Source organism: Leifsonia araucanica (assembly GCF_051161895.1).
In the GTDB taxonomy this organism is placed as follows: domain Bacteria; phylum Actinomycetota; class Actinomycetes; order Actinomycetales; family Microbacteriaceae; genus Leifsonia.
Window position 1 is genome coordinate 2,918,248 of sequence record NZ_JBMBTW010000002.1, and the last position, 18,715, is coordinate 2,936,962.

The 18,715-nt window shown below is 70.8% G+C and carries 23 protein-coding genes and 1 riboswitch; of the genes, 10 read left to right on the forward strand and 13 right to left on the reverse strand.

Going from position 1 to position 18,715, the window contains the following annotated elements; genetic code table 11:
- The first annotated feature begins 67 nt into the window (after positions 1 to 67).
- The 3 genes from ACN6M5_RS14145 (at position 68) to gad (ending at position 3,108) form a co-directional block, all read left to right on the forward strand.
- Positions 68 to 1,084: a hypothetical protein gene (locus ACN6M5_RS14145; protein WP_434950745.1), complete on the forward strand. Its 1,017-nt coding sequence runs from the start codon at positions 68 to 70 to the stop codon at positions 1,082 to 1,084.
- 102 nt (positions 1,085 to 1,186) lie between these two features.
- The gene (locus ACN6M5_RS14150) at positions 1,187 to 1,630 is read left to right on the forward strand and encodes a YdeI/OmpD-associated family protein (RefSeq protein WP_434950747.1); all 444 of its coding nucleotides are present in this window, start codon (positions 1,187 to 1,189) and stop codon (positions 1,628 to 1,630) included.
- Between the two features lie 56 nt (positions 1,631 to 1,686).
- Positions 1,687 to 3,108: a glutamate decarboxylase gene (gene gad / locus ACN6M5_RS14155; RefSeq protein ID WP_434950749.1), complete on the forward strand. Its 1,422-nt coding sequence runs from the start codon at positions 1,687 to 1,689 to the stop codon at positions 3,106 to 3,108.
- A 6-nt stretch (positions 3,109 to 3,114) separates the two neighbouring features.
- Here the strand turns inward: gad and ACN6M5_RS14160 are convergent, their stop codons facing one another.
- Genes ACN6M5_RS14160 through ACN6M5_RS14175 form a run of 4 tightly spaced genes read right to left on the reverse strand, consistent with a single transcriptional unit; the run spans position 3,115 to position 5,499 of the window.
- Entirely contained in the window at positions 3,115 to 3,774 is a 660-nt protein-coding gene (locus tag ACN6M5_RS14160; protein ID WP_434950751.1) for an NUDIX domain-containing protein, read from the reverse strand.
- Positions 3,775 to 3,783: 9 nt separating this feature from the next.
- Complete coding sequence (locus tag ACN6M5_RS14165; protein ID WP_434950753.1) at positions 3,784 to 4,836, reverse strand: YihY/virulence factor BrkB family protein; 1,053 nt, start codon at positions 4,834 to 4,836, stop codon at positions 3,784 to 3,786.
- A complete protein-coding gene (locus ACN6M5_RS14170; protein WP_085367543.1) occupies positions 4,826 to 5,071 on the reverse strand; it encodes a DUF3618 domain-containing protein in 246 nt (81 codons plus the stop codon). Before ACN6M5_RS14170 ends, ACN6M5_RS14165 begins: the two co-directional genes overlap by 11 nt.
- Positions 5,068 to 5,499 (reverse strand): phage holin family protein, encoded by a 432-nt coding sequence (locus tag ACN6M5_RS14175; protein ID WP_085367544.1) that lies wholly within the window; start codon positions 5,497 to 5,499, stop codon positions 5,068 to 5,070. The genes ACN6M5_RS14170 and ACN6M5_RS14175 overlap by 4 nt, the downstream gene beginning before the upstream one ends.
- Before the next feature lie 104 nt (positions 5,500 to 5,603).
- Here ACN6M5_RS14175 and ACN6M5_RS14180 point away from each other — a divergent pair, with 104 nt between their 5' ends.
- The 3 genes from ACN6M5_RS14180 to crcB all read left to right on the forward strand — a co-directional run bounded on the left by ACN6M5_RS14180 (position 5,604) and on the right by crcB (position 7,060).
- Positions 5,604 to 6,128, forward strand: coding sequence for a universal stress protein (locus tag ACN6M5_RS14180; protein WP_434950756.1), 525 nt, complete (start codon positions 5,604 to 5,606; stop codon positions 6,126 to 6,128).
- Positions 6,129 to 6,159: 31 nt separating this feature from the next.
- Positions 6,160 to 6,242, forward strand: a riboswitch (Fluoride riboswitch).
- Between the two features lie 21 nt (positions 6,243 to 6,263).
- The gene (locus tag ACN6M5_RS14185; protein WP_434950758.1) at positions 6,264 to 6,689 is read left to right on the forward strand and encodes a fluoride efflux transporter FluC; all 426 of its coding nucleotides are present in this window, start codon (positions 6,264 to 6,266) and stop codon (positions 6,687 to 6,689) included.
- Entirely contained in the window at positions 6,686 to 7,060 is a 375-nt protein-coding gene (gene crcB / locus ACN6M5_RS14190) for a fluoride efflux transporter CrcB (RefSeq protein ID WP_085367547.1), read from the forward strand. Before ACN6M5_RS14185 ends, crcB begins: the two co-directional genes overlap by 4 nt.
- Before the next feature lie 16 nt (positions 7,061 to 7,076).
- On the opposite strand, the gene ACN6M5_RS14195 is transcribed toward crcB, so the two are convergent.
- The gene (locus ACN6M5_RS14195; protein WP_434950760.1) at positions 7,077 to 7,439 is read right to left on the reverse strand and encodes a nuclear transport factor 2 family protein; all 363 of its coding nucleotides are present in this window, start codon (positions 7,437 to 7,439) and stop codon (positions 7,077 to 7,079) included.
- A 46-nt stretch (positions 7,440 to 7,485) separates the two neighbouring features.
- On the opposite strand from ACN6M5_RS14195, the gene ACN6M5_RS14200 reads away from it, so the two are divergent.
- On the forward strand, positions 7,486 to 7,983 hold the full coding sequence (locus ACN6M5_RS14200) for a hypothetical protein (protein WP_085367549.1): 498 nt from the start codon (positions 7,486 to 7,488) through the stop codon (positions 7,981 to 7,983).
- A gap of 46 nt (positions 7,984 to 8,029) precedes the next feature.
- On the opposite strand, the gene panD is transcribed toward ACN6M5_RS14200, so the two are convergent.
- Positions 8,030 to 8,443 (reverse strand): aspartate 1-decarboxylase, encoded by a 414-nt coding sequence (panD, locus tag ACN6M5_RS14205; RefSeq protein WP_434950762.1) that lies wholly within the window; start codon positions 8,441 to 8,443, stop codon positions 8,030 to 8,032.
- Positions 8,444 to 8,523: 80 nt separating this feature from the next.
- Entirely contained in the window at positions 8,524 to 8,973 is a 450-nt protein-coding gene (locus tag ACN6M5_RS14210; protein WP_085367551.1) for a MarR family winged helix-turn-helix transcriptional regulator, read from the reverse strand.
- Between the two features lie 118 nt (positions 8,974 to 9,091).
- Between ACN6M5_RS14210 and ACN6M5_RS14215 the strand changes: the two genes are divergently transcribed.
- The 3 genes from ACN6M5_RS14215 to ACN6M5_RS14225 all read left to right on the forward strand — a co-directional run bounded on the left by ACN6M5_RS14215 (position 9,092) and on the right by ACN6M5_RS14225 (position 13,231).
- Positions 9,092 to 10,324, forward strand: a complete 1,233-nt coding sequence (locus ACN6M5_RS14215; RefSeq protein WP_434950765.1) for an MFS transporter — start codon at positions 9,092 to 9,094, stop codon at positions 10,322 to 10,324.
- 40 nt (positions 10,325 to 10,364) lie between these two features.
- On the forward strand, positions 10,365 to 11,411 hold the full coding sequence (locus tag ACN6M5_RS14220) for a hypothetical protein (protein ID WP_434950767.1): 1,047 nt from the start codon (positions 10,365 to 10,367) through the stop codon (positions 11,409 to 11,411).
- A gap of 83 nt (positions 11,412 to 11,494) precedes the next feature.
- On the forward strand, positions 11,495 to 13,231 hold the full coding sequence (locus ACN6M5_RS14225; protein ID WP_434950769.1) for a chaplin family protein: 1,737 nt from the start codon (positions 11,495 to 11,497) through the stop codon (positions 13,229 to 13,231).
- Between the two features lie 54 nt (positions 13,232 to 13,285).
- Here ACN6M5_RS14225 and ACN6M5_RS14230 read toward each other — a convergent pair whose 3' ends face one another.
- The 6 genes from ACN6M5_RS14230 to ACN6M5_RS14255 form a co-directional block, all read right to left on the reverse strand.
- On the reverse strand, positions 13,286 to 14,278 hold the full coding sequence (locus ACN6M5_RS14230) for an ROK family protein (protein WP_434950771.1): 993 nt from the start codon (positions 14,276 to 14,278) through the stop codon (positions 13,286 to 13,288).
- Positions 14,275 to 15,027: a copper homeostasis protein CutC gene (locus ACN6M5_RS14235; RefSeq protein ID WP_434950773.1), complete on the reverse strand. Its 753-nt coding sequence runs from the start codon at positions 15,025 to 15,027 to the stop codon at positions 14,275 to 14,277. Before ACN6M5_RS14235 ends, ACN6M5_RS14230 begins: the two co-directional genes overlap by 4 nt.
- A complete protein-coding gene (locus ACN6M5_RS14240) occupies positions 15,024 to 16,037 on the reverse strand; it encodes an asparaginase (protein ID WP_434950775.1) in 1,014 nt (337 codons plus the stop codon). The genes ACN6M5_RS14235 and ACN6M5_RS14240 overlap by 4 nt, the downstream gene beginning before the upstream one ends.
- Entirely contained in the window at positions 16,030 to 16,959 is a 930-nt protein-coding gene (locus ACN6M5_RS14245) for an amino acid ABC transporter permease (RefSeq protein ID WP_085367556.1), read from the reverse strand. The genes ACN6M5_RS14240 and ACN6M5_RS14245 overlap by 8 nt, the downstream gene beginning before the upstream one ends.
- Positions 16,956 to 17,600: an amino acid ABC transporter permease gene (locus ACN6M5_RS14250; protein ID WP_168688318.1), complete on the reverse strand. Its 645-nt coding sequence runs from the start codon at positions 17,598 to 17,600 to the stop codon at positions 16,956 to 16,958. The genes ACN6M5_RS14245 and ACN6M5_RS14250 overlap by 4 nt, the downstream gene beginning before the upstream one ends.
- Positions 17,601 to 17,720: 120 nt before the next feature.
- On the reverse strand, positions 17,721 to 18,668 hold the full coding sequence (locus ACN6M5_RS14255) for a glutamate ABC transporter substrate-binding protein (protein WP_434950777.1): 948 nt from the start codon (positions 18,666 to 18,668) through the stop codon (positions 17,721 to 17,723).
- Positions 18,669 to 18,715 lie beyond the last annotated feature (47 nt).

The window sequence follows — 18,715 nt, forward strand, 5'->3', positions numbered from 1 at the left end:
GGTAAAACTAGTCAGTACGCGTTTGCGCCAGGCCCGGCGCATTACCCCCGCTCAGAAAGCCTACGGTTTGCCCCAGTCCAGTGCCCCGTCGCGGTCTCGCCGCACCTATCGGGCTCCGGTCGTCGTCGACGTCCAGGAGCCGGCGGAGCTCTCGGCAGACCCCGGACAGGTGTTCGTGAGCCGTCGGGCACGCGTCGAGCACGAGCGTCAGCGGCCCGCGAAGCGCGAGCGCATCGTGGTCAAGCCGACCAGGCGATCCGCTGCCGCCGCGCGCGCTGCCGCACAGCCGGGACCCGCCGCCGCTCCCACGCGGGGCATCTTCCGCACGGTGCACGTCACGCACCGCAAGCGGTTCGGCTTCCACGCCGCCGTGCTCCTCGCGCTGACCGCCTTCTTCGGCACCGCCGCCCTGCCCGCATACGCGAGCACCAACGAGGCGTCGCCGATGGGCAACGCCCGCACCGCCCTCGCCGTGCAGACGCTCACCAGCGGAGACGTCACCGCACAGGTCGTCTCCCGCGACGGGCTGCAGATCGCCGAGTCGCCGCAGATGCTCGACTCGACCATGAACACCTCGGTGTCGCCGAGCGTCGAAGCGCTGGCCGTTCAGCTCATGGGTGCTGTCGCATCCGGTCGGCTCGTCGGCTCGACCCCCAACCACATCCCGGAGATCGCGGACCTCGCCGAAGGCAACGCCGTTCCGGGATGCGGTGTGGACTACCGCGTGCTGCAGAGCATCTCCGTGGCACTGCAGCACTTCTCGCAGGTGGGCGTCAGCGACATCAACCGCCGCTGCACCGGCCAGATCGAGGGCGCCGGGACCGAGTCGTCCCACTACGCCAACGGCGGCGGCCACGCCGTCGACTTCTACCTCCTCGACGGCGCCCCGCTCACCGGCGGCGACTCGCGCTCTCTCGAACTCATCCGCCTGCTCGACCCGCTGGTGCCGAACGGCTCCGGCCTCGGCCAGATCAACTGCCGGTCGTCGATCAGCGTCGAGAACTTCAAGCCCTTCGACGACACCTGCAACCACCTGCACATCGACTTCGGCAACGCCACAGGGCCCACGCTCGCCGGAGGCTGATCGCCGCCGCCGATCGCCGCCGATCGCGCCCTCGCCTCACCGCGCGCCGTCCTCTACGCTGGCCGTAGCCGGCACGGCACCGGCATCAGCGAGAGGACACCCGTGGTCAGCTTCCGAACAACCCTGTCGGCCGGCGGCGGGAACAACGTCGGCATCGTCGTGCCGGAAGAGGTCGTGCTCGGCTTCGACCGGGGCAAGCGCGTCCCGGTCGTGGTGACCATCGACGGCGGGTACAGCTACCGGAACACCATCGCGTCGATGGGCGGCCGCTACCTGATCTCGTTCAACTCCGAGACCAGGGCGGCGACGGGCCGCGGAGCGGGCGACGAGGTCGAGGTCACCCTCGAGGTCGACGACGCACCGCGCACGGTCGAGGTGCCGGCCGACCTCGCCGCAGCGTTCGAGGCCGACCCGGCGGCGGCGCAGGCATGGGCAGCCCTGTCGTACAGCAAGCAGCGTGCGCACGCGCTCTCCGTCGACGGTGCCAAGAGCGCGGACACCAGGGCCAGGCGCGTGCAGGGCGTCATCGACGCGCTCCACGCGTAGCGGAGAGACCCCCCGGGGCTCTGGTGCTCGCCGCGCGACGGGCCTAGCGTTGCCCCATGACCACTTCGGCGTCCGGCACGCCGCGCGAGACGCATCACGCGCACACCGGAATCAGCGACCAGGACCAGCTCAATCCGGTGTTCGCGCGGGCGGGGGAGGCGACCGACTTCCCGCTGAACAACTTCCCGCCCAGCGAGTCCCTTCCGGAGACGGCGTACCAGATCGTGCACGACGAAGCGATGCTCGACGGCAACTCGCGGCTCAACCTGGCGACCTTCGTCGGCACCTGGATGGACGAGCAGGCCGACAGGATCTACGCCGAGTCCGCCGACAAGAACATGATCGACAAAGACGAGTACCCGCAGACCGCCGCGATCGAGAAACGCTGTTGGACGATGCTCGCCGGACTGTGGAACGCGCCGGACCAGGACAAAGCGATCGGCACCTCCACCATCGGGTCGTCCGAGGCGTGCATGCTCGGCGGTCTCGCGCTGAAGCGACGCTGGCAGCACGCCCGGCGCGCGGCGGGCGCCTCCACCGACAAGCCGAACTTGGTGCTGTCGAGTGCGGTGCAGGTGTGCTGGGAGAAGTTCTGCAACTATTGGGATGTGGAGCCGCGGTTCGTTCCCATCAGCGACGAGCACCGCGTGCTCGACGGGTTCGAGTTGGAGAAGTACGTCGACGAGAACACCATCGGCGTCGTCGCGATCATGGGCGTCACGTACACCGGGATGTACGAGCCCGTCGCCGCCATCGCCGAAGCCCTCGACCGCATCCAGGAGCAGACGGGGCTCGACATCCCGATCCACGTCGACGGCGCATCCGGTGGCATGATCGCGCCGTTCCTTCAGCCCGACCTGGCGTGGGACTTCCGGGTGGAGCGCGTCGCGTCGATCAGCACCTCAGCGCACAAGTACGGCTTGGTGTACCCGGGGCTCGGCTGGGTGATCTGGCGGTCGGTGGACGACCTGCCGAAGGACCTGGTGTTCGACGTCACCTACCTCGGCGGCCACATGCCGACATTCGCGCTCAACTTCTCCCGTCCCGGCGCGCAGGTGCTGCTGCAGTATTACCTGTTCCTCCGGCTGGGCTGGGACGGCTACTACCGGGTGCAGAAGACCTGCCAGGACGTGGCCGTCTACCTGTCCGGCGAGATCGCGGCGATGGATGCGTTCACCCTCTGGAACGACGGAACGGACATCCCGGTGTTCGCCTGGCAGATCACCCCCGGCCACACGGACAAGTGGAACCTCTACCACCTGTCGGAGCGGCTGCGTCTGAAAGGCTGGCTGATCCCGGCGTACCCGATGCCGGACGACCTCTCCGACCTGGTGGTGCAGCGCATCGTCGTGCGCAACGGCCTGAGCCGCAACCTCGCCGAGAGCCTGGTGATCGACATCCGGGAGGCCACGGACTACCTGGATGCGCTCGAAGCCCCCATGCCCACCGAGGGCCAGGTGTCGAGCTTCACGCACTGACCGGCGTCACGCGCCGAAAAGGGTGAGCGCCGCCCACTGCAGCAGGATGACGGTCTTTCCGTCCACGATGGTGCCGTCGGCGATCCGGTCGAGCGCTTCGTCGTAGCCGATGGTCACCGGCTCGATCTCCTCGCCCTCCTCCTCGACGCCGCCGCCACCGCGCACCTCGCCCGCCGAGTACGGTGCGGCGAAGAAGTGCACGCGCTCGGTGACGGAACCGGGACTCATGTAGAGGTCGAACAGGTGCGTCAACTCGCCCACGGTCACGCCGAGCTCCTCCGCGGCCTCGCGCCGGATGGCCTCCTCGGCCGAGTCGTCGTCGAGCAGACCGGCGGCGGCCTCCACGAGCATCCCGTCGTCGTGGCCGTTCACGTAAGCCGGGAAGCGGAACTGCCTGGTGAGCAGCAGGGTGCGCGCATCCGGATCGTAGAGCAGGATGGTGGCGCCGTTGCCGCGGTCGTACGTCTCGCGCGCCTGGGTGGTCCACGCGCCGTCGCGGCCGCGGTAGTCGAAGGTGGTGCGGCGCAGCACGTGCCAGCCGTCGGAGGTGACCTCCACGCTCCGGATGCGCACATCCGGGTTGCGGTCGAGGTCGGCGCCCACCCGGTGCAACCCCGTCCGCCCGCGGGAGTCCGGGATGCTCGTGCCTGGTCGTTGCTCGCTCATGGCGCGAGCCTAACGGTAGCGCTTGCGGATCTCCCTGGCGGCGAGGATGTCGGTGGACTCCGCATCCCGTGCCTTCACGATGGCTTTGTCCGACTTGAGCGGCAGGCGCAGCACAGTGTCCGCCTCGATGCCGCTGACCAGCTGGCGGGCGCGCTCGATCTCGGAGTCGAGCTCCGCGCCGAGGAGGAGGGCGACGTTTGCGATCCAGATCCACAGCAGGAACACGATGATGCCGGCGAGCGCGCCGTACGTCTTGTCGTAGCTGCCGAAGTTGGCGACGTAGAACGCGAACAGCGCCGACGCGATCCCGAGCACGATGATCGCGGCGAACGATCCGGTGGTGAGCCAGCGGAACCTCGCCTGCTTGACGTTGGGCGTCGCCGAGTAGAGCAGGGCGACCAGCAGCACGATGGCGAAGATCATGATGGGCCACTTCACGATCGACCACACCACCTCCACCGTCGTGCCGACGCCGATGGCGTTCCCGATGGCGGTGGCGACCGGGCCGGACACCACGAGCATCACGGCCATCAGCGCGATCAGCACCAGGGCAGCGACGGTGACGCCGAGCTGCACAGGTCGCAGCGTGAAGACCGTGCGGCCCTCACGCACTCCGTAGACCCGGTTCAGCGCTCGCCCGAAACCGCCGACGTATCCGGACGCCGACCAGATGGCGCCCACGATGCCGACCACAAGCCCCCACCCGCTCGCCGGGGAGGCGGCCAGGTTCTCGATCGGGCCCTTGACCGCATCCAGGGTGCCGGGCGCCAGTTCCTCGACCACCTTGAAGAGCGCGTCGATCCCCGCCTGACTCTGACCGATCAGGCCCAGGATGCTCACCAGGGCGATCATCGCCGGGAACAGCGACAGCACGGCGAAGTAGGTCAGGCCGGCGGCGAGGTCGGTGCAGGCGTCGAGCGAGAAGCTGCGGAACGTGCGCTTGAGGATGAACCCCCACGGCAGACGGAACCACGAGACGTGGTGCATCCGCTCGATCCGGCCCACCGCCTCCGCGCGCGACGAACCGACGCCGACCCCGACAGCGCCGCGCTCAGCGGCCACGCGACCGGCCTCGCGTCAGCAGGGCGATGGCACCGGCCGCGGCGGCGACGGCGCCGAGGAACAGGCCGGCGAACAGCACGGGATGCGACCGGATCTGCACGCCGGGGTTGAACGTCGCGAACAGGTCGTCGAGGGTCGACGCCAGTTCGTCCCTGGTCTGCTCCAGGTCGAGCTTGATCGTGGGGATGCCTGCGCCCTGGGGGAGCGGCGGCCGCTCGGGTCGGCGGTCGGTCACGGTCGCTCTCCCTTCAGGGCGCGCAGGTCGTCGCCCAGTTCCTGCTTGAGGTCGTCCGGCACGGGCGGGACGCCGCGCTTCAGGCTCGCCCGTCCGATCAGGGCGGCGATGATGCCGAGCACGAGCAGGATGCCGGCCACGATCAGGGCGGCGAGCCAGGCCGGCACGATCAGCGCGAACGCGAGAACGGCCGTCGTGACCAGCGCGCAGAGCGCGAAGAAGACGAACATCAGCGCGGCGACGAGCAGCCCGGCGCCGACACCGGCCGCCTTCGCCTTCGCCGCCATCTCCGACTTGAACAGGGCGAGCTCGCTCGCCACCAGTCTCCGCAGCTGCGCGACGAGGTCCTTCGTCAGCTCGGGCAGAGGCCGCAAGCCTTTCGTGGTCCTGCGTCGCTCGCGGGGAAGCGGCGGCTTGTCGAAACTCATCAGGCTCCCGTTCTCTCTGCACGGCGATCGGTACGGCCGCGTTACCGCGACGGTACCCCAGCATCCTGCAGCCGTCGAGGGCAGGCGTGGTGCACACTAGGGACATGAGCGGCAATGACAGCACTCTGCGCGGAGGAATCCTCGTCGCGGTCGTCCCCGGCCAGCCGGTGACGGTCCTGCAGCACGCACTCACCCTCGCCGACGATCTCGACGTTCCCCTGATCTGCGCGAACGTCGACCCGAACCGCTACCTGGTGTCCAGTTACGTGGACGGCACCGTGGTCGCGCTGCCGTACGACCCCGACCTCCCGGAGGTCGAAGACGAGACCTTCGACCCCGAGCTGGAGGAGCGCATCCGGTCGGTGCTGAACGGGACGGGCGTGCCGTACCAGCTGAAGCAGCTGGCCGGCGACCCGTCGTGGGCGCTCACCCGGCTGGCCGACGAGGTGGATGCGCGCTACATCGTGGTCGGGACGCGCGAGGCCGGGCTGCGGGGCAGCATCCGGGAGTTCTTCAACGGCTCCGTGGCGGTGCACCTGGCGCACCGGCAGCACCGCCCGGTGATCGTGGTGCCGCTCGCGCCGGTGGCCGGGCAGGGCGCGCTGCCGTGGGAGGACCCGCCGGTATAGCCCGCCGGTCCGGTATTGGCCGCCGGTATAGTGGGCGAACGGCGATGGATCTCGCCGGGGCCGCGACCGTTTCGCGCCCGAACCGCGTCGTCCGCTGATAGTTCCTACGCTTCCTGACCGAAGGGTGGATACCGCATGGCCGCGACCGGACAAGCTCCCGTGCACCTGCGCTGGCAGTACCTCGGGCTGGTCTTCGTCGGCGGGGCGCTCGGCACGACCGCCCGGTACCTGATCTCGGCGGCGATCCCCCCGCTCGCCGGGCTGCCGGTGGCGACGTTCGGGATCAACGTGGTCGGCGCGTTCCTGCTCGGCTGGCTGCTCGAAACGCTCGCCAGGCACGGACCGGACCACGGGATGCGCCGCAGCGTTCGCCTGTTCGCCGGGACGGGCATCCTGGGCGGCTTCACCACGTACAGTGCGTTCGCGGTGGATGCGGACGGCCTGATCGCGGCACAGAACCTCGGCGGCAGCATCCTCTACGCCATCGCGACGATCGTGGTCGGCGCGGTGGCGTCGGTGGCCGGGATCGCGCTCGGCGCGCGCATCGGGCGGACGCGGTGACGCCGCTGCTGGTGGTCGGGGTGGCCGTCGCGGGCGGCCTCGGCGCCGTCGCACGTCTCGTGCTCGACGGGGTGCTGCGCAGCCGGATCGCGGTCGCCTTCCCGCTCGGCACCACCGTGATCAACGTGACGGGCTCGTTCCTCCTCGGCCTGGTCACCGGACTCGCCATCGCCAACGGGTTGCCGCCGGAATGGCGCGCGATCATCGGCACGGGCTTCCTCGGCGGATACACCACCTTCAGCACGGCCAGCTACGAGACCGTCCGCCTCGCCCAGCAGCGCCGCTACCGGGCGGCCGCCTTCAACGCGTTCGGCATGATGCTGCTCGCGCTCGCCGCAGCGGGCCTCGGCCTCTGGCTCGGCGCGCTCTAGGCCGCGCTGGTGCCGCTCAGCCCTGCGCGGGCTCCTGCTCCATCCACCACTCGGTAAACTCTTCCGCTCGGCCGTCCGGGGCGAGCTTCACCACCCAGAGGTTGCTGTAGATGGGGCCGTCGCGGTAGTCGGTGACGCCCTCGACGAAGTAGGTGTGCTGGTCGCGGCCGGCCACGCGCCACTCGAAGGTGGCTGCTCCCGGATCGTCCTGCGCATCCAGCCAGCCCTCGACGATCTCGAGGTGGCCGTCCCACGGCTCGGCGAACGGCTCGGTGCGGTAGCTGGCCTCTTCGGTGAACAGCGCCCGGATGTCGTCCGGATCGTTGGACTCCCAGGCCCGCCGATAGAGTTCCACCCACTGCTCGATCGGTTCGCTCATGGCCTCTTTATACGCCCCCGGCGCGTCCCCTGGCTAGCATGTGGGCATGGATGCGCAGCTCGAGCCGTGGGCGGAGTTCAACGTGGCCATCGCCGGGGCGGGTGCCGCCCTCGGCGGGCTGCTGATCGTGGCGCTGTCCGTCAACATCAAGCAGATCGCCGAATCGCGCGGCCTCGCCGCGCGGGCGGGTGCCGCCGTCGCTGCGCTGATCCTCGGCATCGTGCTGGCGTGCGTGGCCCTCATCCCCGGTCAGGCGCTGTGGGGGTACGGGATCGTGACGCTGGTCGGCACGGCGATCGGGGTGGTGATCGCGGTGATGGCGTCGCGGGCGATCGTCCACGATCCAGGGGGAGCTGAGTACCACCGGTACGACGTGCAGCACATCGTGTCGTTCGTGCTGCCGCTGGTGATCTTCGCGGTCGGAGGCGTGCTTGGGGTGCTGTCGCTGCCCGCCGCGCTCTACCTCGTGGCGATCGGGACGATCGTGGCGCTGCTGGGCGCTGCGCTGTTCAGCTGGATCGCGCTGGTGGAGATTTTGCGCTGACGGCGGGTGCTGGGGATGGTGGCTGACGCGCGGCCCAGTGCCCGGCTCAGCGCACCGCGAACGGCGGGGTCTCGACGCCGGGGGTGATCGCAGAGGCCGGGTCGGAGTTGACCGCGACGATGCTGTTCTGCGCATCCACGTGGACGACCGTCGGCTCGAACGCGCGGGCCTCCTCGTCCGTCAGCTGGGCGTAGGAGATGACGATCACCAGATGGCCGACCTCGGCCAGGTGGGCTGCCGCGCCGTTCACGCCGATGACGCCGCTGCCGCGCTCTCCGGCGATGAGGTAGGTCTCGAAGCGGTTGCCGTTGGCGATGTCGACCACGCTCACCTGTTCGCCGGGGAGGAGGTCGGCCGCGTCGAGCAGGTCGAGGTCGACGGTGAGGGAGCCGACGTAGTGCAGGTCGGAGTGCGTGATGGTCGCGCGGTGGATCTTGGACTTGAACATGGTGCGGAGCATCGGAGGGTCTTTCGTCGAAAGGGGGTTCGGGGCGGCGGGTGCCGCGAGGGTCAGTGCACCAGCGGTCAGTGCACCAGCGGTCAGTGCACCAGTGCGAGCTGCGGCAGCGCCGAGATCAGCCCGGCCAGCTCGGGCACGTCGTGCGCCTCGGCGAGCGCGCGTTCGAGGGCGGCGTCGTGGATGGGCCTGGCCGCGTCGAGCAGGTGGTGGCCGGCGGCCGTGAGCTCGGTGTAGATGCCGCGGCGGTCGTCGTCGCAGAGCACGCGGGTGAGGAGGCTGCGCTCTTCGAGCCGGTTGACGAGGCGGGTGGTCGCGCTCGGGCTGAGGGCGCTCGCGCGGGCGAGCTGCTGCATGCGCATGTGCCAGCCGTCCTGGCGGCTGAGGGCGTCGAGCACCGTGTACTCGACCACGGAGAGCTGCACCTCTTTGGTGAGCGCGCGTTCGAGTTCGCTCTCGATGAAGTTGTGCAGCGCTGCGAGGGTGCGCCAGCCCTGGGCGCGCACCTCGACGGCGTCGTCGGTGATTCCCATCGGCGGACCTCCCTGTTCTGTGGTGCGGCGCGCGCATCCACGGGTTGCAGAAAGTAATTGCATGTGCAACTATTTATAACGCGCCTGCAACTATCAGACTACCAGCACAGGAGTTCTCATGCCCATCGGCCTCATCGCCCTCGCCCTCGGCGGCTTCGGCATCGGCCTCACCGAGTTCGTCATCGCCGGTCTGCTGCCGGAGGTGGCGGCCGACTTCCGCGTGAACGAAGCGGCGGCGGGCTGGGTCATCTCCGGATACGCGCTCGGCGTGGTGGTCGGCGCCCTGTTCCTCACCGCCGCGATCAACCGGCTGCCCAGGAAGGCGGCGCTGCTCGGCCTGATGGTGCTCTTCATCGTGGGCAACACCGCCTCCGCCCTCGCGCCGACCTACGCGTTCATGCTCTCCGGCCGGGTGCTCGCCGCGCTCGCGCACGGCGCCTTCTTCGGCATCGGCTCCGTGGTCGCGGCCGGGATGGTCGCCCCGGACAAGAAGGCGCGCGCCATCGCGATCATGTTCACCGGGCTCACCGCCGCGAACGTGCTCGGCGTCCCGTTCGGCACCCTGCTCGGGCAGGCGCTCGGCTGGCGCTCCACGTTCTGGGCCATCGCGGTGATCGGGGTGGTCGCGACCATCGGCGTCGCCGTTCTCGTGCCGTCCGGGACGGGTGTTCGCGCCCCGTCCGACGGCGCAGCACCCAGCCTCCGCAGCGAACTGCGGGCGTTCCGCTCCGGGCAGGTCTGGCTCTCGATCGTCGTGACCATCCTCGGATTCGGCGGGATGTTCGGGGCGTTCACCTACATGGCGTTCACCCTCACGGAGGTCAGCGGATTCGCATCCGGTGCCGTGCCGTGGTTGCTGATCCTGTTCGGCGTCGGCCTGTTCGCCGGAAACGCGCTCGGCGGCCGCTTCGCCGACCGCGCGCTCGACCTCACCCTCACCGTGGAGCTCGCCGGGCTGGCGGTGATCCTCGCGGTGTTCGCGCTGGTCGCAGGCAACCCGGTCGCTGCGGTGATCGCACTGGTGCTGATGGGTGCGTTCGGGTTCGCGACCGTGCCAGGGCTGCAGATGCGGGTGATGAACTACGCCCCGGATGCTCCGACCCTCGCGTCCGGCGCGAACATCGCCGCGTTCAACGTCGGAAACGCGCTCGGCGCCTGGATCGGCGGGGTGACGATCACGGCCGGTCTCGGCTACACATCCCCGCTCTGGGCGGGGGCGGCGATCACGCTGGGAGCCGTGGTGGTGATGGTGTTCGCCGGGCTGGCGGCGCGGCGTTCGCGCACCGATGCCCTGGATGCGGCCGGAGTCCCCGCGAAAGAATCCTCGACAGAAACTCTTCCGATCGGGTAGACGGGGGAGTACAGTCCCGATTGTCTCGAACGGTCAGGGGGTGATCGGGTTGGTACACACGGCTGAACAGCCCACCGCCTTCTCCCCTGCCCGCATCCTGATCGGGTCTCTGATCGGCGGTGCCGGTCTCGCGATCCTCGGCTTCTTCCTCGGCTCGTCGCAGGCATCCGCCGCCGAGCCTGCACCTCCGCAGCCCGTGCACTCGGTGCTCGGAGCGGTCGGCGGCCTCGTCTCCGGCGTCGACGAGTCGGTCGGCGCGGTGGTCGGCGGCGTGACGGACACGGCGGCGTCGGTGACCCAGGCGGTCGCCCCCGCGGTTCCCGCCCCCGTGCAGGATGTGGTCGCAACCGTGACGACGCCGGTGGCGGACACCCTCGACAGCATCGCGGACCAGGCGCCCGTGACGTCCACGGTCACGCCGGTCGTCGGCGTCGTGGACGACGTGCTCAACTCCGTCCCGCTCACCAACGATCTTCTCGGCGACGACCCGGTCGCCACCGTCGTCACGCCGGTCACGAAGACCGTCGACGACACGGTCACCGCGGTGGTCGACGGCACCACGAAGGCGGTCGACCCGGTGGTCGGGACGCCCATCGTGCTGCCGCCGGGATTCCCCGGCACGCCCGGAGGACCCGGCCTGCCCGGCGGTCCTGGCGTGCCCGGTGCCGGCGGTCCGGGGGAGCACGGTCTTCCGGGCGTTCCCGGTGTGGATGCCGGTGGTCGGCCGGTCGGGGTTCCGGTCGGCGCTGCCGCCCTCGGTGACGCCGCTGGGTTCGGAGCGTTCGCTGCGGGACGCGGGGGCGCGCATCCACTGGTCGTGGCGTTCGCGAGCGCCGGCTCTGCGACGCTTCCCGACGGTGCGCCGGCCGCACCTGCCGACCCGCACGGGCCGGCTCCTGCCGCGCCTCCCGCGCCGTCTTCGGGCAGCGGGGCGGGCGCATCCGGAGCAGGCGGTGCCGCACCCGGTGCCGCCATCCCCGAGAGCTTCATCGCACCCCTGGCCGCCGTCGGCGGTCCGCTGGGTGCCAACGGCGACGACCGTCTTCCGGCGTCGCCCGTCGCCGACCACGACATCAGCCCCGACTGAGTGGGTCGCCTCTGCCCTTCTGCGGCAGAACGCGACCGAAGTCTCCCGTGTGGGAGCACACCACTCAATCGAAAGGCAAGACCATGAACAAGTACGTGTCGAGGGGGCTGTGGTTCACCCTCTTCCTCGGCGGGTTGTCACTGGCGGGTGTCGGTGTCGCGAACGCGGCCGAGACCAGCGGATCTGACGGCACCGCCTCCGGGACCCAGGCCGTCGTCGGCCTGACGGTCCCCGTCACGATCAGCGGAAACGGGATCAGCGTGCTCGGCGACTCGAGCAGCGCGGACGCGGCGACCGCCGCACCCGCCGCCGCACCGGCACCGTCGGCCACGGTCGACACGTCCGGAGTGGGCGGCGTGCTCTCGGGCACGCAGGCGCTCCTGGACGTGAACGTGCCGGTGACGGTCACCGGCAACGCGATCAGCGCGGTCGGGGACACGGCCAGCGCCGACTCGACGACCGCTGCTCCGGCAGCCGCCGCTCCCGAGGCCGCAGCGCCGACCGGCGCGACGACCTCCGGCTCGGACGGCATCGCCTCCGGTGCGCAGGTGCCGGTGGATGCTGCTGTGCCGGTGACGGTGGGCGGGAACGCGATCAGCGTGCTCGGTGACTCGTCCAGCTCGGGTGCGGCTGTGGCCGCTCCTGCTGCCGGTGCCGGTGGTGCCGGCTCCGCGCCGACCACGACGGGTGCCGATGGCATCGCTTCCGGTGCGCAGGTGCCGGTGGATGCTGCTGTCCCTGTGACGGTCGGCGGGAACGCGATCAGCGTGCTCGGTGACTCGTCCAGCTCGGGCTCCACGGCGACCGCTCCTGCGGCGGGCACGAGCAGCGGTTCGGCGCCGACCACGACCGGTGCCGACGGCATCGCCTCCGGCATCCAGGCGCCCATCGACGCCGCACTGCCGGTGACCGCCGGTGGCAACGCGATCAGCGTGCTCGGTGACTCCACCACCTCCGGTTCGAAGACGACCGCTCCTGCGGCCGGCTCGGCCGGCTCGGGCAGCGGTTCAGCGCCGGCCACCACGGGTTCTGACGGCATCGCCTCGGGCATCCAGGCGCCGATCGGCGCCGCTGTTCCTGTGACCGCCGGCGGCAACGCCGTCAGCGTGCTCGGTGACTCCACCAGCTCCAGCTCCACCGCGACCGCTCCGGCCGCTGGCAGCAGCGGAGGCGGCGCAGCACCGACCACCACGGGCGCGAACGGGGTGCTCTCCGGCATCCAGCTCCCCATCGGCGCAGGCGTGCCGGTGACCGCTGGCGGCAACGCGATCAGCGTGGCCGGTGACAGCAGCTCCACGGGTGCAACCACCACCGGCGGAACCGGCTCGACCGGCGGGACCGGCGGCTCGACGACCACCGGAGACGGGGGACTGCTCGGCGGCATCCAGCTGCCGGTGGATCTCGGGATCCCGGTGACCCTCGGCGGCAACGCGATCAGCGTGATCGGCGACACCAGCACCACCGGCGCCACCACCACGCCGACCGGCCCGACCACCCCGACCGGACCGACCACGCCGACCGGACCCACCGGCCCGACCGACCCCGGCACCCCGGTGACGCCCACCGGCCCGGGAACGCCCGGAACGACCCCGTCGACCGGTAACGGCAACGGGACCACCGTCACCGCAGGCGTCGGCCCGGCGACGGCCCTGGCCGGCACCGCATCGACCGCCGCCGGGATGCTCGCATCCACCGGCTCCGACGTGTCGGGGCTGGGCGGGCTCGGTGCACTGGCCGCGCTGCTCGCGCTGGCCGGAGTCGTGCTGTTGTTCGCCCGCCGCAACCGTGAGGCTGCTGCGCACCACCACCGCATCCACTGAGGCTGCGGAGCACCACCGCCGCATCCCTGAGGCCGACGGGGTTTGGGAGGCCGCCTAGTCCGACAGGACGGGCTGCTTCTCGAACCTCTCGGCCCAGGATGCCGGCAGGTCGCTGCGACCTGCCGCGCGGAACGCGAGGATGGCGGCGCCGGTCCGTCCGGCGTCGCCTCCCAGCTCGCTGCGCACCACACGGGGCCGGGAACGCCAGGCGAGCCCGGCGCTCATCCGCTCCGTGAGGGGCACCATCAGGGCGTCGCCGGCGCGGGAGAACCCGCCGCCGAGGACGATCACAGCAGGGTCGAGCAGGAGGGTCATGATGTTGAGGCCTTGAGCGAGCACGTCGACGGCTTCCGACCAGACGCGGTCGGCGGTCGGGTCCGTGCCCAGCCGCGCGACGATCTCGCGCGAGCTGAGGTCGTCCCCGCCTGCCGCCGCGTATCGGCGCGCCAGCCCGGCGCCGGACACGTACACCTCCAGGCAGCCGCGCTGGCCGCAGGTGCACTCCTCGCCGCCGGGGATGACCGGGATGTGGCCGAACTCGCCCGCGGCGCCCGTCGCCCCGGTGACCGTTCCGCCGCGGGTGATCAACGCGGCGGCGACACCCGTGCCGATGGGCACGAGGACGAAGTCGTCCGAGCCGCGCGCAGCACCGATCAGGCGCTCGGCGATCCCGGCGGCGCGCACGTCGTGCCCGAGGGCGACCGGGACGTCGAGTTCGGCGCGGAGGGTGTCGAGGAGGGGGACGTCGCGCCAGTCCAGGTTGGAGGCGTAGAGCACGACGCCGCGCTCCTCGTCCACGATGCCGGGGGTGGCGACTCCGGCGCCGATCACCGTGCATCCGGCGTCGTCCGCGAGGGAGCGCAGGGCGTGGAACAGGGCGACCAGCGCGTCGACCACGTCGGCGGCGGGGGTGGGGATGGTCAGCTCGGCGATGGCGTCACCGTTCGCCGTGACGACGGCGCCCTTCATCGCGGTGCCGCCGAGGTCGACGGCGAGCACGGCCTCGACGGGGCCGCCCTCGGCCTGCGCGGCAGTGGATGCGCTCATGCCGCCACCCGCTCCAGCTCGGCCACCACGGCGGAGACCACGGCGGAGGACGTGACCATCCGGAATCCGGAGTCGTACACGGTCGCAGCACCACCCGCGGCCCGGGATGCGCTGGGCCTGGCCTCGCTCGCCCGCAGGTGCACCTCGGGAACGCCGGTGCGGCGGACCAGCTCGGCAACGTTCGCCGGGCGCACACCGCCGCCCGCGAGGATGGTCACCCGTCCGCGCGCGCGCACCACGAGTTCGGCCAGCTTCTCCGCGCCGTCGGCGGCGGTCGCCACCCCGCCGGAGGTGAGCACTCTGTCGACACGGAGGCCGATCAGCTCGTCCAGCGAGGCCGGCAGGTCCGGGGTCTGGTCGAACGCCTTGTGGAAGGTGACGGGCGCGTCGCCGCAGGCCTCGCGCATCCTGGCCGTCGCCGCGACGTCGATGGTGCCGTCCGGCCGGAGCGCGCCGATGACGAACCCGAGCGGAACACCGGACGGGTTGGGCAGACCGCGCATGGCGACGATGTCGTCGACCATCGCGGACACCTCGGCCTCGCTGAAGACGAAGTCGCCCCCGCGCTGCCGCACGAGCACGTTGATCCCCATGCTCGTCACCTGGCGCAGCGCTGCCGCGACCGCGCCGAGCGACGGCGTGATGCCGCCCTCGCTGAGTGCGGAGCACAGTTCGATGCGGTCGGCTCCGCCGCGTTCGGCCGCCGCGACGCCGTCGAGGTCGTCGAGGCAGATCTCGACCAGGGTCACGCGACGCGCTCCAGCGCTGCCGCGAGGTCGCTGCCGACGCCGATGGCGCCGACCGGCACTCCGCCGCCGAGCACCGGCAGCGCGGTGAGCGCGGTGGCCCCCGAGATATCCGTGCCGAGCGCTTCGAGCACGCGCAGGGCGAGCAGGGTGGTGGCGCGCGGGCTGCCGTCGACGATCTTCATCGAGACGGCCGTGCCGTCCGCGGCCGCGACGCCGATGACGCCCTCGGCTCCGCCCTTGGCGAGGGCGCCGGGCACCGTCTCCATCAGGGTCGAGTTCTGGTGGCCGGAGCCTCCGACGTAGAACGGGTGCTCGCGCATCGTGGCGGCGACCTGCGCGGCCGGGGTCCCCTCCTCGGCCTGCACCAGGGCGCGGAACGACTGCGCGACGCCGCGCACCGTGGTGCCGAAGAGCGGGGCGCCGCATCCGTCGATCGCGTCGTGGGAGACAGGAACCCCGGTGAGCTCGGCCATCGTGGCCCGCACGTGCTGCTGCAGGGGATGCGCGGTGTCCAGGTAGTCGTGGGTCGACCAGCCGTTCACGGCGCAGGCCAGCAGCATCGCGGCGTGCTTGCCGGAGCAGTTCATCCGCACGCGGGCGCGCGGCTCGCCGGCGCGGACCAGGCGCTCGAACGTCGCCTCGTCCTCCGGGCGGTCGACGGGGCAGCCGAGAGCGGAGTCGTCGAGTCCTGCACGGTCGAGGATCGCACGCACCACCCGCACGTGCTCGTCCTCGCCGGTGTGGCTGCCGGCTGCGATGGCCAGCTCAGGTCCGGACAGCGGCGCGCCCGCGGTGAGGCAGGCGAGCGCCTGCAGCGGCTTGACCGTGGAGCGGGGCAGGATCGCCGCATCCGGGGTGCCGAGTTCGAGAACCGTCGCGCCGGACGGATCGATGGCGACCAGGCTGCCGAAGTGGCGGCTCTCGATCAGGCCGGAGCGGGTGACGGTCGCCAGCTCGGCGAGCGAACCGACGGAGGGGGCGGTGGGGACGGCGGTGGGTGACTCAGACATTCGCGGCTTTCGTATCGATTGCGGGCAGGCCGGGCAGCGCCGGCTGTGTCGAAGGGCGTCGGCGAGAGCCGCGTTGCAGACGCGACGCCAGGGCGGAGAGGCTGCCGTTGACCACCAGGTAGATGAACGTCACGGCGATGTACGTCGGGATGAGGAGGTGCAGGAAGGAGGCGAGCACCTGCCCACGGTAGAGCAGCTCCGTGAACGCCACGATGTAGCCGAGCGACGTGTCCTTGAGGAGGCTGACCAGCTGGGTGATCAGCGACGGCGCCACGTTGCGGAACGCCTGGGGGAGGACGACGAACCGCATGGCCTGCGCCCCGCGCATCCCGAGGCTGAGCGCTGCCTCGCGCTGGCCGCGGGGAAGGCTGCCGACGCCGGCGCGGACGATCTCGGCGAAGACGGCCGAGTTGGCGATGGTGAGCGGCACGACCAGCTTCCACAGGGTCGGCAGGTTGATGCCGATCTGGGGCAGGCCGAACAGCATCAGGTAGATCATCAGCAACACCGGGATGGTGCGCGCGATCTCGATGTATGCGGAGCAGAGCCAGCGCAGCCAGCGCTGGTGGCTCATCCGGCCGAGACCGAGCAGCACGCCGAGCGCCCCGCCGAGCACGGCGACGATGGCCGCGGCCTGGAGCGTCCCGAGGAGGCCGACGAGCAGGTACTGCCAGATCGCCCAGTCGGTGAACGGCTGCCAGCGCGCGGGGTCGAGCTGACCGTGCGCCGCGAACTGCCAGAGTCCGGCGCCGATGATCAGCGCGAAGACCACACTGCTGACGATCGAGCCGATCAGGATGTTCCTGCGGCCGCGGGGGCCGGGCTGGTCGTAGATGAAGGAGGCGGCGTACGTGCGCTTCTTCGCGCGCTTCGCCTTCGCCGGACGCGCAGCCGGACGGTCGGGGATGAGCTGAGCGGTCATCGGACGATCGCCACCTTTCGTTCGACCCAGCCGGCCGCGAGGCCGATCGCCAGGGCGATGGCCATGTAGATGATGCCTGCGCCGGAGAAGATCAGGATGGGCTGCGCGGCGATGAGGTTGATCTTGTTGACCTCGGCGGTCAGCTCGACGACGCCGACGGCCGCCGCGAGCGCCGTGTTCATCGCGAGGGCGATCATCACGTTGCCGATGGGCTGCACGACGGCGCGGAGCGCCTGGGGGATGACGACGAACCGCAGCGACTGGCTCAGCGTGAAGCCGAGGGCTCTGGACGCTTCGACCTGGCCGACCGAGACGGTGTTGACGCCCGAGCGCACGGCTTCGGCGACGTACGCGGCCTCATAGACGGTGAGCACGATGATCGCCGTCGGCGTCAGGGGGAGGAGGAGGCCCGCATCCGGCAGCGCGAACACGGCGAGCAGCAGCAGGGCGAGCAGCGGGACGTTGATGAAGAACTGCACGTACAGGAACGCAGCGGCGCGCAGGATCGGGATGGGGCTGACCCGCGCGACCGTCACGAGGACGCCGAGCACGATCGAGCAGACACCGGCGATGAGCGCCATCATCAGCGTCGTGCCGAGCGCTTGGACGATCGCTCCGAGGTTGTCGATCAGGGGATTCATTGCTCACTCACTGCGGGGAGACGGGGATGGTGGGTCGGGATGCGCGCGGGCGTGTGTGGTCGCACCGCGCGCATCCCGAGCTGAGGGAGTCCCCGAGCCGGGGGAACCCGGGGGCTCCGGTCAGGAGCCGGGGACGGAACCGATCTCCGGCGGGGTCGGGATGGCCGAGTCGGTCACGGTGCCGAGCGTGGTCTTCCACGCCTTGCCCCACTGGCCGCCCTTCTGGATGGTCTTCAGCCAGTCGTTGATGAACGACTTGAAGTCCGAGTCTCCGTGCTGCAGGCCGATGCCGTACGGCTCCTTCGTGAAGGGCTCGCCGACGACCTTGATCTGCTTCTCGCTGGCCGCGTCGCTGGCGAGGAGCGTGTAGTCCTGCAGGTACGCCTCTCCTCGGCCCTGGATGAGGGCCTGGACGGCGGCCGGGTCGGTGGCGAACGCGGTCACCTTGGCCTTCGGGGCGACCTTGGGCACCTCGGTGACGGCGGGGGTGTTCGCGCCGACGATGACGTTCTTGCCGTCGATGTCCTTGACGGACTTGATCGAGGTGTTGTCGCTCTTCACGGCGACGGCCAAGCCGGACTCGAAGTACGGTCCGGCGAAGTCGATCTGCGTCGCGCGCTCCTCGGTGATCGTGTACGTGTTGAAGACCACGTCGACGGTGCCGTTCTGCAGCATCGCCTCACGCGTCTCGGACGCCGGCGGGACGATCTCGACGTTCGGCTTGCCCAGGATGTACGTGGCGAGCAGCTTGGCGAGGTCGGCGTCGAAGCCGGTCACCTGGTCGGGGTTCGTCGGGTCCTGCTGCGAGAGCAGCGGGGCGTCGAGCGCCTCTGCGACGATCAGCTTGCCGCGCTTCTTGATCTTCTCCATCGTGGAGCCCGGGAGGATGAGGTCGGCCTTCGCGACGGGGGCGTCGGCGAAGGGCGAGTCTGCGCTGGACGAGCTGCTGCTCGAGCTGCTGCCGGGGAGGCTGGTGGTGCCGGATGAGCAGCCGGTGACGGCGAGCGTCACAGCTGCCAGCAGGACTCCGGCGGCCGTTGCCTTCCTGCGGGTAATGCTGCGGATCATGTGGTGCGTCCTTTCCAATGGGTTCGATCGGGATGCGATCGGGTGGT

Bases quoted from the DNA above. Each gene is read 5' to 3' on its own strand.
- ACN6M5_RS14255 (WP_434950777.1), bottom strand. From the start codon at position 18,668: ATGATCCGCAGCATTACCCGCAGGAAGGCAACGGCCGCCGGAGTCCTG.
- ACN6M5_RS14195 (WP_434950760.1), bottom strand. From the start codon at position 7,439: ATGAGCGAACCGATCGAGCAGTGGGTGGAACTCTATCGGCGGGCCTGG.
- ACN6M5_RS14250 (WP_168688318.1), bottom strand. From the start codon at position 17,600: ATGAATCCCCTGATCGACAACCTCGGAGCGATCGTCCAAGCGCTCGGC.
- ACN6M5_RS14230 (WP_434950771.1), bottom strand. From the start codon at position 14,278: ATGAGCGCATCCACTGCCGCGCAGGCCGAGGGCGGCCCCGTCGAGGCC.
- ACN6M5_RS14160 (WP_434950751.1), bottom strand. From the start codon at position 3,774: ATGAGCGAGCAACGACCAGGCACGAGCATCCCGGACTCCCGCGGGCGG.
- ACN6M5_RS14225 (WP_434950769.1), top strand. From the start codon at position 11,495: ATGAACAAGTACGTGTCGAGGGGGCTGTGGTTCACCCTCTTCCTCGGC.
- ACN6M5_RS14180 (WP_434950756.1), top strand. From the start codon at position 5,604: ATGAGCGGCAATGACAGCACTCTGCGCGGAGGAATCCTCGTCGCGGTC.
- gad (WP_434950749.1), top strand. From the start codon at position 1,687: ATGACCACTTCGGCGTCCGGCACGCCGCGCGAGACGCATCACGCGCAC.
- ACN6M5_RS14240 (WP_434950775.1), bottom strand. From the start codon at position 16,037: ATGTCTGAGTCACCCACCGCCGTCCCCACCGCCCCCTCCGTCGGTTCG.
- ACN6M5_RS14245 (WP_085367556.1), bottom strand. From the start codon at position 16,959: ATGACCGCTCAGCTCATCCCCGACCGTCCGGCTGCGCGTCCGGCGAAG.
- ACN6M5_RS14175 (WP_085367544.1), bottom strand. From the start codon at position 5,499: ATGAGTTTCGACAAGCCGCCGCTTCCCCGCGAGCGACGCAGGACCACG.
- panD (WP_434950762.1), bottom strand. From the start codon at position 8,443: ATGCTCCGCACCATGTTCAAGTCCAAGATCCACCGCGCGACCATCACG.
- ACN6M5_RS14200 (WP_085367549.1), top strand. From the start codon at position 7,486: ATGGATGCGCAGCTCGAGCCGTGGGCGGAGTTCAACGTGGCCATCGCC.
- ACN6M5_RS14215 (WP_434950765.1), top strand. From the start codon at position 9,092: ATGCCCATCGGCCTCATCGCCCTCGCCCTCGGCGGCTTCGGCATCGGC.
- ACN6M5_RS14185 (WP_434950758.1), top strand. From the start codon at position 6,264: ATGGCCGCGACCGGACAAGCTCCCGTGCACCTGCGCTGGCAGTACCTC.
- ACN6M5_RS14210 (WP_085367551.1), bottom strand. From the start codon at position 8,973: ATGGGAATCACCGACGACGCCGTCGAGGTGCGCGCCCAGGGCTGGCGC.